13 protein-coding genes are annotated in these 16,346 nt (G+C 73.0%); 5 read left to right on the top strand and 8 right to left on the bottom strand.

Features of this window, described 5'->3' with window-relative positions:
- Positions 1–5 precede the first annotated feature (5 nt).
- Genes AC0B61_RS09215 through AC0B61_RS09205 form a run of 3 tightly spaced genes read right to left on the bottom strand, consistent with a single transcriptional unit; the run spans position 6 to position 5,318 of the window.
- Positions 6–1,970 (bottom strand): acetyl/propionyl/methylcrotonyl-CoA carboxylase subunit alpha, encoded by a 1,965-nt coding sequence (locus tag AC0B61_RS09215; protein WP_471739985.1) that lies wholly within the window; start codon positions 1,968–1,970, stop codon positions 6–8.
- Positions 1,971–1,980: 10 nt separating this feature from the next.
- Complete coding sequence (locus AC0B61_RS09210; protein WP_471739984.1) at positions 1,981–3,579, bottom strand: acyl-CoA carboxylase subunit beta; 1,599 nt, start codon at positions 3,577–3,579, stop codon at positions 1,981–1,983.
- Positions 3,576–5,318, bottom strand: a complete 1,743-nt coding sequence (locus AC0B61_RS09205; protein ID WP_471739983.1) for an acyclic terpene utilization AtuA family protein — start codon at positions 5,316–5,318, stop codon at positions 3,576–3,578. Before AC0B61_RS09205 ends, AC0B61_RS09210 begins: the two co-directional genes overlap by 4 nt.
- A 232-nt stretch (positions 5,319–5,550) precedes the next feature.
- Here AC0B61_RS09205 and AC0B61_RS09200 point away from each other — a divergent pair, with 232 nt between their 5' ends.
- From AC0B61_RS09200 to AC0B61_RS09185, 4 genes are all read left to right on the top strand, one after another.
- Positions 5,551–6,801 (top strand): hypothetical protein, encoded by a 1,251-nt coding sequence (locus AC0B61_RS09200; protein ID WP_471739982.1) that lies wholly within the window; start codon positions 5,551–5,553, stop codon positions 6,799–6,801.
- A complete protein-coding gene (locus tag AC0B61_RS09195) occupies positions 6,785–7,555 on the top strand; it encodes an alpha-ketoglutarate-dependent dioxygenase AlkB family protein (RefSeq protein WP_471739981.1) in 771 nt (256 codons plus the stop codon). Before AC0B61_RS09200 ends, AC0B61_RS09195 begins: the two co-directional genes overlap by 17 nt.
- A gap of 99 nt (positions 7,556–7,654) precedes the next feature.
- Positions 7,655–8,068: a VOC family protein gene (locus AC0B61_RS09190; RefSeq protein WP_471739980.1), complete on the top strand. Its 414-nt coding sequence runs from the start codon at positions 7,655–7,657 to the stop codon at positions 8,066–8,068.
- A 149-nt stretch (positions 8,069–8,217) separates the two neighbouring features.
- Complete coding sequence (locus AC0B61_RS09185; protein WP_471739979.1) at positions 8,218–10,605, top strand: ATP-binding cassette domain-containing protein; 2,388 nt, start codon at positions 8,218–8,220, stop codon at positions 10,603–10,605.
- A 71-nt stretch (positions 10,606–10,676) separates the two neighbouring features.
- Here AC0B61_RS09185 and AC0B61_RS09180 read toward each other — a convergent pair whose 3' ends face one another.
- From AC0B61_RS09180 to AC0B61_RS09165, 4 genes are all read right to left on the bottom strand, one after another.
- Positions 10,677–11,186, bottom strand: a complete 510-nt coding sequence (locus AC0B61_RS09180) for a GNAT family N-acetyltransferase (RefSeq protein WP_471739978.1) — start codon at positions 11,184–11,186, stop codon at positions 10,677–10,679.
- Between the two features lie 99 nt (positions 11,187–11,285).
- Positions 11,286–13,154 (bottom strand): endonuclease/exonuclease/phosphatase family protein, encoded by a 1,869-nt coding sequence (locus tag AC0B61_RS09175; RefSeq protein ID WP_471739977.1) that lies wholly within the window; start codon positions 13,152–13,154, stop codon positions 11,286–11,288.
- 224 nt (positions 13,155–13,378) lie between these two features.
- Positions 13,379–14,332: a Gfo/Idh/MocA family protein gene (locus tag AC0B61_RS09170; protein WP_471739976.1), complete on the bottom strand. Its 954-nt coding sequence runs from the start codon at positions 14,330–14,332 to the stop codon at positions 13,379–13,381.
- Positions 14,333–14,413: 81 nt separating this feature from the next.
- Positions 14,414–14,956 carry a TetR/AcrR family transcriptional regulator gene (locus AC0B61_RS09165; RefSeq protein WP_471739975.1) on the bottom strand — a complete coding sequence of 181 codons (543 nt, stop codon included), beginning with the start codon at positions 14,954–14,956 and terminating at the stop codon, positions 14,414–14,416.
- Between the two features lie 108 nt (positions 14,957–15,064).
- Here AC0B61_RS09165 and AC0B61_RS09160 point away from each other — a divergent pair, with 108 nt between their 5' ends.
- Positions 15,065–15,268 (top strand): hypothetical protein, encoded by a 204-nt coding sequence (locus AC0B61_RS09160; protein ID WP_471739974.1) that lies wholly within the window; start codon positions 15,065–15,067, stop codon positions 15,266–15,268.
- Between the two features lie 165 nt (positions 15,269–15,433).
- Here the strand turns inward: AC0B61_RS09160 and AC0B61_RS09155 are convergent, their stop codons facing one another.
- Positions 15,434–16,345 carry a LysR family transcriptional regulator gene (locus tag AC0B61_RS09155; RefSeq protein ID WP_471739973.1) on the bottom strand — a complete coding sequence of 304 codons (912 nt, stop codon included), beginning with the start codon at positions 16,343–16,345 and terminating at the stop codon, positions 15,434–15,436.
- Position 16,346: the final 1 nt, after the last annotated feature.

The following is a 16,346-nucleotide window of genomic DNA, read 5'->3' as shown; positions in this document are numbered from 1 at the left end:
CTTCCTCAGACGGTGGCGGGGTCCGCCGTTTGCACGACGGCGAGCAGGGTGCCGAGTTCGACCTGCCGGCCCGGGGTGGCGCGCAGTTCGACGAGGATGCCGTCGGCGGGGGCGGTGACGCGGTGCTCCATCTTCATCGCCTCCAGCACGAGCAGCGGCTGGCCGGCGGTCACGGTGTCGCCGACGGCGGCGGTGGTGCGCACGACGGTGCCGGGCATCGGGGCGAGCAGCGCACCCGGGTCGGTGCGGACGGCGGGGGCGGGGAAGCGCGGGAGGGCGGTGAGCGCGGTGCTGCCGAGGGGCGAGTCGACGTGGACCCGGTCGCCGTAGCGGGCGACGCGGTAGCCGCGCCGCACGTCGGCCTCGCACAGGACGACCAGGTCGGGGCCGGCCTCGACCAGTTCGGTCTGCGGGTGGCCCTCGGCCCGGAGGCCCGCGCGGGTGAGGCGGTAGCGGACCTCCGACTCGGTGCCGTCATCCGACCGGTAGCGCTTGAGCTGCGGCTGGGAGGGCAGGTTGCGCCAACCGGACGGAAGCGCCGTGCGCCGGGCGGCGGCGTCGGCGAGGGCGGCGGCCAGGGCGGCGCGTTCGATGCCCTGGGCGTCCGGCGCGGTGAGTTCGGCCCCGTGCTCGGCCAGGAAGCCGGTGTGCAGGCGCTCGGCCAGGAAGGCCGGGTGCCGCAGCGCCCGGACCAGCAACTCCCGGTTGGTGGCCGGGCCGTGGATCCGGGCGCGGGCCAGCGCGTCGGCCAGCCGGCGGGCGGCGGCGGCGCGGGTCGGCGCCCAGGCGATCACCTTGGCGAGCATCGCGTCGTAGTGCGGGGTGATCTCGGCGCCGGCCGCCACGCCGGAGTCCAGCCGCATGCCCCGGCCGGTGAACTCCTCGTGCGGAACGGCGAGTTCGAGGCGGTGCAGGGTGCCGGTGGCGGGCTGCCAGTCCCGGGCCGGGTCCTCCGCGTACAACCGGGCCTCGATCGCGTGGCCGTGCGGAGCGGGCGGCTGCGGCGGCAGCTCCTGCCCTTCGGCGACGGCGAGTTGGAGGGCCACCAGGTCCAGTCCGGTGACCGCCTCGGTGACCGGGTGCTCGACCTGCAGCCGGGTGTTCATCTCCAGGAACCAGAACCCGCCGTCCGCCGCGAGCAGGAACTCCGCGGTGCCCGCGCCGACGTAGCCGATCGCCCGGGCCGCGCTCACCGCCGCGGCGTGCAGCTCGGCCCGGACCCGCTCCGGGACGCCCGGGGCGGGCGCCTCCTCGATCACCTTCTGGTGCCGCCGCTGCAGCGAGCAGTCGCGGTCGCCGACCGCCCAGACCGTGCCGTGCGCGTCGGCCAGCACCTGGACCTCGACGTGCCGCCCGGCGGGCAGGTAGCGCTCGCAGAACACCTCGTCCGAGCCGAAGGCCTTGGCGGCCTCGGCGCGGGCGGCCGCCAGTTCGCCGGGCAGTTCGGCGAGGGCGCGCACCACCCGCATGCCGCGGCCGCCGCCACCCGCGGCGGCCTTGATCAGGACCGGCAGGTCGGCTTCGGTCGGCTCGGCGAGCGCGCCGAGGACGGGCACGCCGGCCGCGGCCATCAGCCGCTTGGCGGCCGTCTTGGAGCCCATCGCGGCGATCGCGGCCGGCGGCGGGCCGACCCAGAGCAGGCCCGCGTCCAGTACGGCCCGCGCGAACTCGGCGTTCTCGGACAGGAATCCGTACCCGGGGTGGACGGCGTCGGCCCCGGCGGCGAGCGCGGCGCGGACGATCAGGTCGGCGCGCAGATAGGTGTCGGCGGGCGCGGCCCCGGGCAGCCGGACGGCCGCGTCGGCCTCGCGCACGTGCGGGGCGTCCGCGTCCGGATCGGAGTGGACGGCGGTGGTCGCGATGCCGAGCTCCCGGCAGGTGCGGAAGACCCGGCGGGCGATCTCGCCCCGGTTGGCGACCAGCAGGTTGCCGATCGACGTCGTCGGTGCCAGCACTGTCGTGGACCTCACGATTGCCCCCTCACATCCGGAAGACGCCGTAGCCGCGCGCACCCTCGACCGGCGCGTTGTGGACCGCGGACAGGCACAGGCCGAGCACCGTCCGGGTGTCGCGCGGGTCGATCACGCCGTCGTCGTAGAGCCGGCCGGACAGGAACACCGGCAGCGACTCGGCCTCGATCTGCTGCTCGACCATCGCCCGGATCGCCGCGTCCGCGTCCTCGTCGTACGGCTGCCCCTTCGCGGCGGCCGACTGCCGGGCGACGATCGAGAGCACCCCGGCGAGCTGCTGCGGGCCCATCACGGCGGACTTGGCGCTCGGCCAGGAGAACAGGAAGCGCGGCTCGAACGCCCGGCCGCACATGCCGTAGTGACCGGCCCCGTAGGAGGCGCCGATCAGCACCGACAGGTGCGGCACCCGGGAGTTGGCGACGGCATTGATCATCATCGCGCCGTGCTTGATGATGCCGCCCTGCTCGTAGTCCCTGCCGACCATGTAGCCGGTGGTGTTGTGCAGGAACAGCAGCGGGGTGCTCCGCTGGTTCGCCAACTGGATGAACTGGGCGGCCTTCTGGGACTCCGCGCTGAACAGCACGCCGTGCGCGTTGGCCAGCACGCCCACCGGGTACCCGTGCAGGCGGGCCCAGCCGGTGGCCAGGCTGGTGCCGTAGAGCGGCTTGAACTCGTCGAAGTCGGAGCCGTCGACCAGCCGGGCGATCACCTCGCGCGGGTCGAAGGGCACCTTGAGGTCGCCGGGGACGATGCCCAGCAGCTCCTCCTCGTCGTACCTCGGCGGCTCGGCGCGCGGGTCGGGCGCGGGGCCGGCCCTGCGGTGGTCGAGCCGGGCGACGATCCGGCGGGCCAGCCGCAGGGCGTCGGCCTCGTCCACCGCGAAGTGGTCGGCCAGGCCGGAGGTGCGGGCGTGCATGTCGGCGCCGCCGAGCGACTCGTCGTCCGACTCCTCGCCGGTGGCCATCCTGACCAGCGGCGGGCCGCCGAGGAACACCTTGGCCCGCTCCCTGACCAGCACGGTGTGGTCCGACATGCCGGGCACGTACGCGCCGCCGGCCGTCGAGTTGCCGAACACCACGGCCACGGTGGGGACGCCGGCGGCGGACAGCCGGGTGAGGTCGCGGAAGAGGGCGCCGCCGGGGATGAAGATCTCCTTCTGGCTGGGCAGGTCGGCGCCGCCGGACTCCACCAGGTTCACCAGCGGGAGGCGGTTGTGCCGCGCGATCTCGTTGGCTCGCAGGGCCTTGCGCAGCGTCCAGGGGTTGCTGGCGCCGCCGCGCACGGTCGGGTCGTTGGCGGTGATCACGCACTCCACGCCCTCGATCACCCCGATGCCGGTGACCAGCGCGGCACCCACCGGGTGGTCGCTGCCCCAGGCGGCCAGCGGGGACAGCTCCAGGAACGGGGAGTCCGGGTCGACCAGCAGCTCGATCCGCTCGCGGGCCGGCAGCTTGCCGCGCTCGCGGTGGCGCTGCAGGTACCTGGGGCCGCCGCCGGCCAACGCCTTGGCGTGCTCGGCCTCCAGGTCGGCGAGTTTGGCGAGCATCGCGGCGCGGTGCTCGGCGTACTCCGGGCCGGCCGGGTCGACGCGGGTGGGCAGGACGGTCATCGCGGCGCCTCCGCACGGTCGGGGAACGGCTCCCGGGCCAGGAGCCGTTCCGGGATGTCCAGGTGGCGGGAGCGCAGCCACTCCCCGAGGGCCTTCGCCTGCGGGTCGAAGCGGTGCCGGGCGGCGACGCCCTCGCCGAGCAGGCCGGTGAGGGTGAAGTTGACGGCGCGCAGGTTCGGCAGGAGGTGCCGGGTGACGGTCAGGTCCGCCGTCTCGGGGAGGAGTGCGCGCAGCCGCTCCACCGTGAGGGCGTGAGCGAGCCAGCGCCAGCCGTCGTCGGTGGGGGCCCAGACGCCGAGGTTGGCGTCGCCGCCCTTGTCCCCGCTCCGGGCGCCGGCCACCAGGCCGAGCGGGGCCCGCCGGGTCGGTCCGGCCGGCAGCGGCTCGGGCAACTCGCCGACGGCGTCGCCGGATTGTGCGGTGGCCGGTACGGGCGGGACGGCGAGTCGGCGGCCGCCGGGCAGGACGGCGGTGTGCTCGACGGCCCCGGCGTCGACGGACACGGCGGTGAACACCCCGTACGGCGAGCCCGGCCCGGGCGGGGCGGTGAGGTGGAAGCCGGGGTAGCCGGCGAGGCCCGACTCCACGGCCGCCTTGCCGAGTTGCCGTCCGACCTTGGCCGGGTCGGGATCCCGGGCGGTCAGCCGCAGGAGGGCGGAGGCGGCCTCCTCGGTCGGCGCGTCCGGGTGGTCGGTGCGGGCGAGCGTCCAGCGCAGTTCGGCGGGGCGGGCTTCGGGCGGCAGGGCCTCGGCGAACTGCCGTCGCGCCAGGGCGGCTTTCGCTTCGACGTCCAGGCCGGTGAGGACGAAGACCACCTCGTTGTGGTGGCCGCCGATCCGGTTGAGGCCCACCTTCAGGGTGGGCGGCGGGGCCTCGCCCCGCACGCCGTCGATCCGGACCCGGTCCGGGCCCTCCTCGGTGAGCCGCACGGTGTCCAGCCGGGCGGTGACGTCCGGCCCGAGGTAGTGCGGTCCGCCGGTCTCGTACAGGAGTTGGGCGGTGACGGTGCCGATGGTGACGGCGCCGCCGGTGCCCGGGTGCTTGGTGATCACGCTGGAGCCGTCGGCGTGCAGTTCGGCGATCGGGAAGCCGGGCCGGGTCACGTCGTGCTCGCGGAAGAAGGCGTAGTTGCCGCCGGTCGCCTGGGCGCCGCACTCCAGGACGTGTCCGGCGGCGACCGCCCCGGCCAGGGCGTCGAGGTCCTTCGGGGTCCAGCCGAAGCGGGCGATCGCGGGCCCGGCGACCAGTGCCGCGTCCGTCACCCGGCCGGTGACCACCACGTCCGCGCCCTCGGCCAGACAGGCCGCGATGCCGAACGCGCCGAGGTAGGCGTTGGCCGCCACCAGGCCGTCGGGCAGGCCGAGTTCGGCCCGGCGCGGCAGCAGGTCGTCGCCCTCGACGTGCGCGACGGCGGCCTCGACGCCCAGCCGCCGGGCCAGCTCGCGCAGTTCGTCGGCGAGCCGGGCCGGGTTGAGGCCGCCCGCGTTCACCACGATCTTGACGTCGCGCTCGCGGGCCAGCCCGAGGCAGTCCTCCATCTGGCGCAGGAAGGTCCGGGCGTAGCCGAGCGACGGGTCCTTCAGCCGGTCCCGCGCCAGGATGAGCATGGTCAGCTCGGCCAGGTAGTCCCCGGTGAGGACGTCCAGCGGCCCGCCGGTGAGCATTTCCCGCATCGCGGCGAAGCGGTCGCCGTAGAACCCCGAGCCGTTGCCGATCCGCAGTACCGCGCCGTCGCGCACCAATGCGCCTCCCCTGCCGGTGAGTTGGCGACGCCCCAGCGGGATCGCCGTCGGGCAGCAGCGTGGCACCGCCTCGCGAAAAAAGCAATCACGCCTGCTTGTTTCGCCGTACGGAGCACCCGGACCGGCGGCCGTCCGCCGCGGTCGGAACCGATGCCGGGGGCGGCCCGTTGCCGTCAACGGTTACGGTTTTGACCGATCACCAAGATCTGCGAATGGCGGGGACCGTTTGATGCACACAACAGAGCCGGCCGAAGCCCGCATCGAGGATGCGGGCACCATCCTGGTTGCGCCTTCGACACCGCACGATGACGACGTGAGCCGGTTGATCCGGGACTTCTTCGGGTCCACGGTCACACCGGAGGACCTTGCGTCCGGTGCGCCCGACCTCACGCACAGGACCGTCTACCTCTGTGGCGACATATCGACGATCAGCGACCGCCAACTGCGCACGGCTGACCGGGTGTTCGTCATCCGGGAGCTGTCACACGGCTACCGCGAGGACCGCCACGGGGACGCCGGCCAACCGTGGACCCTGGTCGACCTCGGCCGCGTTCCCACCCGTGTCCACGGCGTCGGCGTGTACTACCGCCGCTTCTTCGACCCCGGCGACGACCACTTCGGACGCATCCGTGCCGAGCACGCGTTCCAGTCCCTGACGGAGTCCACCAAACCCGGGACGGCCCATCGCAGCGGGATCTACCTGACGCCCGTCACCCGGGACGGTGACGAACTGCACTTCCGCCTGCTCCGGTGCTCCACGAACCTCTCCGGGCCGACCGAGGGTTTCCGCCCGACCGACACCCGCATCGTGGCGGACCTGAACCGCGAGGCCGCCGCCGTCTTCCGGAACCACGCGCCGCTGAACCACGTCCTCGCCCAGATCTACCACAACACCCGTGCCACGGCCGGGCGCAAGCAGTCCAAGGCCAGGATCTCGGCCCACGCCGACAAGACCAAGGACATGCCCGCCAACGGCATCATGGCCTTCTGCACCTTCTACGACCGGCTCGACAAGCTGCAGCCGCTGGCCGAGGACGCCTTCGACCACGGCGTGAAGGGTGCCAGCGGACTGACCAGGCTCCACTTCCGACTCAAGGAACCGGCCGGGGAACACGGCGGCGGCACGCTCCCCCCGCAGTTCACCCTGACCCTCCACCCCGGCTCCGTGTTCCTCATGCCGCTGTCCACCAACCGCCTGTACACGCACGAGATCCGGCCCTCCATGCTGGCCGCCGAATCGCTCCCGACCCGCCTGGGATACGTGGTGCGCTGCTCCGGCACCGAAGCCGTGCACAAGGACGGCCGCACGTTCCTCAAAGCGGCCGGAGGCCTGGTGGAGCTGGGGCCGCCCACACCGGCCGGCATGGACGACCTCCGCAGGCTGTACGCCGAGGAGAACAGGACCTCGTCCACGATCGACTACGGCGACGGATTCCGCTTCAGCATGAACACGGGAGACTACCTTGCCCCCCGAGCCTAGGATTTCGGACGAAATCCTCTCGTACCCGCTGCCGGCCGAGGAGGGCCTCTTCGCCGAGCTGTCGGCGTCGGCTCGCCTCGAAGACGTGGGAAAAGGCCGCCGGGGCGCCACCCTTGCCCGGATCGACGAGGCGGGTGGCGTGCCGCTCGTGCGGACGACCACCCGGTACGGCAGTCCGACGCAGCGGTTCCGGGCGGTGCACGAACACCTCGCGCGAAGGATCCAGGAACGTGCGGGGCTTTCGGTCGGCTTCAACAACGCCCTCATCGAGAGCTACACGAACGCCTACACCACCATGGGCAGCCACAGCGACCAAGCCCTCGATCTGGCCGACGACTCGTACATCGCCGTCTTCTCCTGCTACCGACGTCCCGAAGCAGGGCCGCCGAGGAAGCTGGTCTTCGAGTCGAAGGACGCCGGGGGCGGGACGTTCGAGATCCCGCTCGCCCACCACAGTGTCGTCGCGTTCTCCGTCGCCTCGAACCGGCGCCTCCGGCACAGGATCGTGTTGGACAAGCCCGTCCAGGCGGCGGACAACCAGTGGCTGGGCGTGACCTTCCGGGCGTCGAAGACCTCCGTCCGGTTCCGAGACGGCCATGCGTACCTCCCGCACGGTGCGCGCCTCCGCTCGGCCGACGAGGAGCAGCGGCAGGAGTTCTACCGGCTGCGACGCCGTGAGAACACCGAGACGGACTTCCGCTACCCCCCGCTGACGTACACCGTCAGCGAGAGCGATCTGCTGCCGCCCGTCTGACCCGCTCACCATCTGACAGCGCTCGCCGCCGGGCCGGGCACGCGGACCGATCAGGATTCGAGAAGCGCCCGGCCCGGGGGCCCGCCTAGCGTTGCCCTCATGAACGACATCACCATTCACTGGACCTTCCTCCCGCACACCGACCCCGAGGCCTCCCTCGCCTTCTACCGCGACCTGCTCGGCTTCGAGGTCCGCAACGACGTCGGCGGCGGCCCGATGCGCTGGATCACCCTCGGGGCGCCCGGCCAGGCCGGCGTCTCCGTGGTCCTGGAGCCGCCGGCCGCGGACCCCGGGGTCACCGAGGAGGAGCGCAAGACGATCACCGAGATGATGGCCAAGGGCACCTACGCCCGGCTCGTCCTGGCCACCCCCGACCTGGACGCCACCTTCGACCGGCTGAAGTCCGGCGGCGCCGAGCTGGTGCAGGAGCCGACCGAGCAGCCGTGGGGCCCGCGCGACTGCGCCTTCCGCGACCCGGCCGGCAACCTGATCCGCTTCAACGAAGTGCGCTGAACCACCCGGCAACCACCCGCCCGACGGGCCCGCCCCGCTACGGCACCGGCCGGTCCGGATCCGTTCGATCCTGGTTGGATCGAAGGGCTCCACCACCGACCGTGACCGCGGGGACGGGCCCGCCCGACCGACAGGGAGAGACCAGAACCATGTCCAAGAGGACGGACGCGCACCCGCCCGAGCCGCACGCCGCCGACGGCCACGACCTGATCCGCGTCCACGGCGCGCGCGAGAACAATCTCAAGGACGTCAGCGTCGACCTCCCCAAGCGCCGCCTGACGGTGTTCACCGGCGTGTCCGGTTCGGGCAAGAGCTCGCTGGTCTTCGACACCATCGCCGCCGAGTCCCAGCGGCTGATCAACGAGACCTACAGCGCGTTCGTCCAGGGCTTCATGCCCACCCTGGCCCGCCCCGAGGTGGACGTCCTCGAAGGCCTCACCACCGCCATCATCGTCGACCAGCAGCGGATGGGCGCCGACCCGCGCTCCACCGTCGGCACCGCCACCGACGCCAACGCGATGCTGCGCATCCTCTTCAGCCGCCTCGGCACCCCGCACATCGGCTCCCCCAAGGCCTTCTCCTTCAACGTCCCCTCGATCAGCGGGGCCGGCGCGGTCACCGTCGAACGCGGCGGCAAGACCGTCAAGGAACGGCGCAGCTTCAGCATCACCGGCGGCATGTGCCCGCGCTGCGAGGGGCGCGGCACCGTCTCCGACATCGACCTCACCCAGCTCTACGACGCCACCAAGTCGATCTCCGAGGGCGCGATCACCATCCCCGGCTGGAAGACCGACAGCTGGTGGACGGTCGGCATCTACGCCAACTCGGGCTTCCTCGACCCGGACAAGCCGATCCGCGACTACACCGCGAAGGAGCTGCGGGACTTCCTCCACCGGGAGCCGACCAAGGTCAAGGTCAACGGCGTCAACCTGACCTACGAGGGCCTGATCCCCAAGATCCAGAAGTCGATGCTCGCCAAGGACAAGGACGCGCTGCAACCGCACATCCGCGCCTTCGTGGAACGGGCCGTCACCTTCACCGCCTGCCCGGACTGCGAGGGCACCCGGCTCAGCGCGGCCGCCCGCTCCTCCAAGGTCGCCGGGATCAGCATCGCCGACGCCTGCGCGATGCAGATCAGCGACCTCGCCGCCTGGGTCCGCGCACTCGACGAGCCCTCCGTGACACCGCTGCTCACCACGCTGCGCCAGGCCCTCGACTCCTTCGTGGAGATCGGCCTCGGCTACCTCTCGCTCGACCGCCCGTCCGGCACGCTCTCCGGCGGAGAGGCGCAGCGGGTCAAGATGATCCGCCACCTCGGCTCCTCGCTCACCGACACCACGTACGTCTTCGACGAGCCCACCACCGGCCTGCACCCGCACGACATCGACCGGATGAACAAGCTGCTGCTGCGCCTGCGGGACAAGGGCAACACCGTGCTCGTGGTGGAGCACAAGCCGCAGACCATCGCGATCGCCGACCACGTCGTCGACCTCGGCCCCGGCGCCGGCACGGCGGGCGGCACGGTCTGCTACGAGGGGCCCGTCGAGGGGCTGCGCGGCAGCGGCACCGTCACCGGCCGCCACCTGGCCGACCGGGCGCCGCTGCGGGAGGAGGTGCGCAAGCCCACCGGGCAGCTGGAGATCCGGGGCGCGGACACCCACAACCTGCGGAACGTGGACGTGGACGTCCCGCTCGGGGTGCTCACGGTGGTGACCGGGGTGGCCGGCTCCGGCAAGAGCTCGCTGATCCACGGCTCGATCGCACCGGGCGCCGGCGTCGTCTCGGTCGACCAGGGCGCGATCCGCGGCTCCCGGCGCAGCAACCCGGCCACCTACACCGGGCTGCTCGAACCGGTCCGCAAGGCCTTCGCGAAGGCCAACGACGTGAAGCCGGCCCTGTTCAGCGCCAACTCCGAGGGCGCCTGCCCGACCTGCAACGGCGCGGGCGTGGTCTACACCGACCTGGCGATGATGGCCGGGGTGGCCACCACGTGCGAGGACTGCGAGGGCAAGCGCTACCAGCCCGCGGTGCTGGAGTACCGGCTCGGCGGCCGGGACATCGCCGAGGTGCTGGCGATGTCGGTGACCGAGGCCGCGGAGTTCTTCGGCTCGGGCGAGGCCAGGCTCCCGGCCGCGCACCGGATCCTGGAGCGGCTGGCGGACGTCGGGCTCGGCTACGTCAGCCTCGGACAGCCGCTCACCACGCTCTCCGGGGGCGAGCGGCAGCGGCTCAAGCTGGCCACCCACATGGCGGACAAGGGCGGCGTCTACGTCCTGGACGAGCCGACCACCGGCCTGCACCTGGCCGATGTCGAGCAGCTGCTCGGGCTGCTGGACCGGCTGGTGGAGTCCGGCAAGTCGGTCGTCGTGATCGAGCACCACCCGGCGGTCATGGCGCACGCCGACTGGATCATCGACCTCGGCCCGGGCGCGGGCCACGACGGCGGGCGGGTGGTCTTCGAGGGCACCCCGGCCGAGCTGGTCGCCGCCCGCTCGACGCTGACCGGCGAGGCCCTGGCGGAGTACGTCGGCCGATGAGGTCCGGGCCCTCCCCGCCCGGGCGTCAGCCCAGCGGGAGGGCTGTCTCCAGGATCCGGGCCCTCTCGATGTCACCCCAGCGGGAGGGCCATCTCCAGGAGCCGGGCCGAGGCGTCCAGCACGTACGGCGTCTCGCCCCCGGTGTACGTGAACCCGCGCCGCAGGTAGAAGGCGGCGGCGCGGGGGTTCGCCTCGTGCACCCCGAGCAGCATCCGCCCGGCGCCCCGGTCGCGGGCCCAGCCGAGCACCGCGTCCAGCAGGGCGTCCGCGACGCCGCGCTCGCGGCCGCGGTGCGCCGGGTCCACCCAGACGCCGATCAGGTCGACGGCGTCGGCCTGGTCGGCGTTCGGTACGGAGAGCATCGTGCCGACCCACTCGCCGTCGGTGTCCACCGCGACCAGGCCGATCCGGCCGGGCTCGTTGACCCAGTTCGTCCGGGCCCGCCAGTTGCCCTCGCCCTGGTGGCTCGCGTACTCATGGGTCTCGCCGAACGCCAGGGGCGTGTCGAGGAGTTGGGCCAGCCGCACCTTCCGCAGGCGCTGCCAGTCCTCGCGGCCGATCCGCTCGATCCGGTACTCCATCGTCTCCCCGTCTCTGCCCTGTCACACGGCGCTGCCTCCGCCGCCGGGGATCACCGGCGGCGGAGGCAGCGTACGGAGGCAGGATAACCGCAGCTCACGTCACGGCTTGATGCGGACCACCTGGGGGTCGTGGTCGCTCGCCTGCTGGGCGAACTCGGAGTTGATGTGCACCACGTCGTACTTGGCGTAGCCGACCTCGGGGCTGACCAGGATGTGGTCCAGCACCTGCGAGTTGCCCTGGTAGACGTAGGAGTACTGCTCGGTCTCGGGCAGCTCGTTCACCAGGTCACGCAGCACGCCGCCCTTGGTGAGCGCGGCCAGTGCGGGCGAGAACTGGTAGTCGTTGAAGTCGCCGAGGGAGACCACCTCGGCCTCCGGGTCGGCGGCCAGCAGCCGGGCGACGAAGGCCTGTTCGACGGTGGCCTGCCTGGTCCGCTGCACCTCGGAGCTGCGGGTCGGCTGCTGGAAGCGGCTGTCGATGCCCTGGTCGCCGCCCTTGCTGTTGAAGTGGTTGGCGATCACGAAGACCTTCCGGCCGCGGAAGGCGAACTGCCCGACCAGGGGCTTGCGGCTGTCGGTCCAGGCCTCGTCGTTCGGCTCGATCCGGCCGGGCGAGGCGGTCAGCGCGGCGGCGGCGCCGGTGCCGGTGACGCCGACGGCGGTGGTGGCGTCGCCGCCCGCGATGTCGGTGAAGGAGACCCGCTGCGGGTTGAACAGGAAGACCTGGCGGATGTTGCCGCCGGGCTCGCCGCCGTCCTTGCCGTCCTGCGGGTCGATGGAGCGCCAGTCGTAGGCCGGGCCGCCGGCCGCCTTGATCGCAGCGATGAACGTGGCGACGGTCCGGCTCGCGTCCACGGTGCCGTCGTTCTTGTTGCCGTTGTCGTCCTGGATCTCCTCCAGGGCGACGACGTCGGGTGAGCGCAGGTTGGTGACGATGCCCCGGGCGAGCTCGGCGAACTTGGCGGCCGGGTTGTTCGGGGCCAGGTTCTGTACGTTGTAGGTGGCGAGGGTGAGTTCGCGGTCGCTCGGCTGGGCGGTCACCTCGCGCTGGAGGTGGTTGTCCTTCAGCGTGCCCACAGTGCCGGCGACGAGCGTGTAGCCGCCGAACTGGTTGTAGTCCAGCGGGCCGGTGGTGGTGCCGGTCAGCTCGTCGCCGACGTTGGCCACCGGGAACGGCTGCTGCGAGGACGCCGCCTGCTGCTGCACCATCAGACGGCCGACGTTGGGCTCGCGGTAGGACTCGTACAGCACGCCGCCGCGCTTGCTGCGCTGATCCTGGCGGTCGGCGGCGACCCAGAGTTCGTTGTACTTGTCGGTCGCCTGGATCACCCGGACGTCCTTGACCTGGACGAGCATGCCCTCCAGGGACTCGTAGAAATCCAGGGCGTACTTCTCCGGGTCGAGCTTGACGGCGTCGATGGTGCCGTCCGCGCCGGCCGCCGGGGCGTAGGTGCCGGGGATGTTGCGGGTGTCCACGACCACCGGGGCGGGCAGCGGGTTGCCCGAGGAGACGACCGTGACGCCCGGGGCAGAGATCTCGGTGACGGACTGCGAGCCGCCGGCGTAGCCCGGGTAGTACTCGGTGACCTTGCCGCTCACCAGCACCGAGTCGCCGGCCTTGACGGTCGGGTTGCCGCCGGTGAAGACGAAGATGCCCTCGCTGGTGGCCGGGTCGGCGTCCGGGTGCGGGTCCTGGATCCAGAAGCCCTTGGAACTGCCGTACGCGCGCACGCCGGTGACGATCCCGGGGACGCCGGTGACGGGCTTGCCGGCCTGCGGGGATATCCGGGTGGAGCCCTGGACGTCGTGGATCCGCAGCGGGCCGGCCTCGGTCGGGGCGGGGGTGGCGGCAGCGGCGGCGTTCGCCACCGGGAGTGGGACGAGCACGAGCGAGGCGGCCAGCGAGGCCGGGATCAGGGCGGCGCGCAGCAGGGCTCTGCGGGGGCGGGGTGCGGGGGCAGTGGTCACCGGGCAGGACTCCTAGCTCCGCCGTGCGGCACGGTCGTGGCACGGCGGTCCGGGCGGAGGCGCGCTTCGGGCGCGCGCTACTCGCGTAGCGAAGGAGCGGGGGACGGACGCCCGCCCCCCGCGGCGACCCTCAAGATACGCGCGTAGAAAATGCCCCGACAAGACCTCGTCGGTGAACTGTCGGTTCCGCTCGGGCGACGTGACGGGCCGTCAGCCCAGCCTTCTCACAGTCCGCTCCCAGCGGACTCCCAGGAAGCCTCGATCCGCTCCACGACCAGCTCGCACAGCTCGTGGGTGCGCAGCGCGTCATGGGCGTCGACGGTCCGCCCGGAGCGGACGGCGTCCAGGAAGGCGACGACGCACTGCTCGATGCCGCGCTGGCGGGCGACCGGCACCCAGTCGCCGCGTCGGCGGACGGTGGGCTGGCCGCGGTGGTCGACCACCTCGGCCAGGTTGCGCACCTCCCGCTTGGAGTCGCCGCCGGAGACCTCCAGGACCTCCTCGGTCGAACCGGACAGCCGGTTCATGATGCCCAGCGCGGTGAACCCCTCGCCGCCCAGGGTGAGCACCACGTGCTCGACCAGGCCGTCCCGGGTGCGGGCCCGGACGTCCACGTGCTCGATCTCGCCGGGGGCGAGGAAGCGGAGCACGTCCACGACGTGGATGAAGTCGTCGTAGACCAGGGTGCGGGCGGCCTCCGGCAGCCCCTCGCGGTTCTTCTGCAGCACGATCAGGTCGCGTGGGCGCTCCTTGGCCTGCACGTAGCCGGGCGCGTGGCGGCGGTTGAAGCCGACCGTCAGCGAGCGGCCGGTGCGGTCGGCGAGGCCGACCAGGCGGCGGGCGCCGTCCAGGGTGTAGTCGAGCGGCTTGTCCACGTAGACGTCCACTCCGGCGGTGAGCAGCTGCTCGACGATCGGGACGTGCTGGTCGGTGGCGGCGTGCACGAACGCGGCGCGGATGCCGCTGCCGATCAGCGCGCCGAGGTCGGTGAAGCGGTGCTCGGGCGCGATCCGGTGGGCCTCGCCGATCCGGTCGAGCTTGGCCGCGTCCCGGGTCATCAGCCGCAGGTCGAGCCCGGGCAGCGCGGTGAGCACGGGCAGGTAGGCCTTCTGCGCGATGTCACCCAGGCCGATCACCCCGACCGGGAGCCGGTGGTCGGTAGCTGCGGTCTCGCTCATGGGGCCCCTTGGGATGGTCGGGATGTCCTGGCCGTACGGACGATCATCGCTCCCACCCTATGTGGGCGGCGCAGCGGCGGCTCAGGCGGCCAGCAGGGCCTGCGCGATGCCGCGGGCCCGCCAGGCTGCGTCCGGGGTGCCCTCGCGCAGGGCGGTGACGATGGCGCCGTCCATCAGCAGGGCGAACTGCCGCGCGAGGCGCCCGGGTTCGGGGATGTCCGCGTCCCGCAGCAGCTGTTCGACCAGCTCGACGACGCGCCTCTTGTGGAGGGCCGCCATCTCGCGGGCCGGGCTGGCGCGGTCGGTGATCTCGGTCATCGTGTTGATGGCGACGCACCCCCGGTAGTCCTGCGCCGCGAACCGTTCGGCCAGCGCGTCGAAGACGTGGAGCGGATGCCCGCCGTGGGCCGCGACCCGTTCGGAGAGCCAGGCGCGCCACCGCGCGTCCCGGCCCTCCAGGACGGCCGTCACCAGGGCCTCCTTGCCGGCGAAGTGCCGGTAGAAGGAGGCCCGGCCCACACCGGACTCGGAGAGGATTCGCTCCACACCGACCGCGTGGATCCCGTGCGCGTAGAAGAGGGACTCGGCCGTGCTCAGCAGGCGCGCCCGTGCGTTGACTGCCATGGGACGGATCCTAACCACTCTTGACGCCAAACGGTACCGATCGGTACCGTCCTGCAGGCGGTACCGATCGGTACCGTTTGCAGGGACGGTCGTACACCGGGGGGACACATGAACGAGGACTGGGCCGAGGCCGCCGTCGAACTGGTCGACGGCTACACGGTGGTGAACGCCGACGGCCGGGTGGTCTCCTCGGTGCCCAGGGCGTCGGTGGCCTTCCAGGGCGGCTTCGTCAAGCTGCGCCTGCCCGGCACGACGGTGGTACAGGTCGTCTCCGCACCCGCCGTCCGCCTGATCACCCTCACGGACGGGTGACCCCGGCGGTCGGACACCCGACCGCCCACACGGACCAGCGGCTGCACGGCCGCCCTGGCCGGGACGCCACGCCGACAGCACACGGCGCGGCCGCCCGACCCGGGACGCCGAGCAGCCGCAGAACCGTTTCCGGACGCCCCCGCGGCCCCCAGCGCCCCCGCAGCGCTACGCGCTCGCGGCCGCCGCCTCGGCCAGGGTGTCGAGGACCGGGCGGATCAGCGGATGCCCGTCGGCCCCGGCCCGGACGGCCGCGAAGACCCGGCGGGTGGCGAGCTCGCTGTCGACCGGGCGGACCGCGACCTTACCCAGGTCGACGCCGCGCAGCGCCGAGCTCGGCACCAGGGCGACCCCGACACCCGCCGAGGCGAGGGCCACGACGGCGCGGAAGTCGTCCGAGGAGTGCACCAGCCGGGGCTGGAACCCGGCGTGCTCGCAGGCCAGCAGGACCACGTCATGGCAGGGATTGCCCGGGTACGGCCCGATCCACGGCTCGTCGGCGAGCGCGGCCACGGCGAGCGGACCGGCCTCGGCCGCCAGCCGGTGGTCCAGCGGCAGGACGGCCTCGAAGGGCTCGGCGTACAGCGGCACCCGGGTCAGCCGGGCGTCGTCCGCGCGCGGGGCGCCCCGGTACTCGACGGCCACCGCGACATCGGCCCGGCCCTCCAGGACCATCGGCAGGCTGGCGTCACCCTCGGCGTCCAGCACCTTCAGCCGCACCCCCGGCGCGTGCTCGGCGAGCAGGCCGATCGCGGGCGCGAGCACGAAGGCGATACCCGTCGCGAACGAGGCGACGGTGACCTCCCCGGAGACGCCCGCCCGGTACGCGGCCAGGTCGGCCTCCGCGCGCTCCAACTGGGCGAGCACGACATCGGCGTGGCCGAGCAGGATCTCCCCGGCCGCCGTCAGCCGCACGCCCCGGCCCTCGCGGGCGAGCAGGTGGTGCCCGGTCTCCTGCTCCAGGGCGGCCAGCTGCTGGGAGACCGCGGAGGGGGTCAGGTAGAGGGCGGCCGCCGCGGCGGTCACGGTGCGGTGGTCCGCCACGGCCCGCAGGGTCCGCAGCCGTCGTGCGTCGATCACA

The sequence above is a fragment of the Kitasatospora sp. NPDC023385 genome, from assembly GCF_055664045.1.
This window is presented reverse-complemented; position numbering and strand designations above follow the sequence as displayed.

What these genes read in the sequence shown, in the direction of transcription:
- AC0B61_RS09160 (WP_471739974.1), top strand. Translation starts at nt 15,065, where the DNA reads ATGAACGAGGACTGGGCCGAGGCCGCCGTCGAACTGGTCGACGGCTAC.
- AC0B61_RS09190 (WP_471739980.1), top strand. Translation starts at nt 7,655, where the DNA reads ATGAACGACATCACCATTCACTGGACCTTCCTCCCGCACACCGACCCC.
- AC0B61_RS09165 (WP_471739975.1), bottom strand. Translation starts at nt 14,956, where the DNA reads ATGGCAGTCAACGCACGGGCGCGCCTGCTGAGCACGGCCGAGTCCCTC.
- AC0B61_RS09180 (WP_471739978.1), bottom strand. Translation starts at nt 11,186, where the DNA reads ATGGAGTACCGGATCGAGCGGATCGGCCGCGAGGACTGGCAGCGCCTG.
- AC0B61_RS09210 (WP_471739984.1), bottom strand. Translation starts at nt 3,579, where the DNA reads ATGACCGTCCTGCCCACCCGCGTCGACCCGGCCGGCCCGGAGTACGCC.
- AC0B61_RS09185 (WP_471739979.1), top strand. Translation starts at nt 8,218, where the DNA reads ATGTCCAAGAGGACGGACGCGCACCCGCCCGAGCCGCACGCCGCCGAC.
- AC0B61_RS09200 (WP_471739982.1), top strand. Translation starts at nt 5,551, where the DNA reads ATGCACACAACAGAGCCGGCCGAAGCCCGCATCGAGGATGCGGGCACC.
- AC0B61_RS09170 (WP_471739976.1), bottom strand. Translation starts at nt 14,332, where the DNA reads ATGAGCGAGACCGCAGCTACCGACCACCGGCTCCCGGTCGGGGTGATC.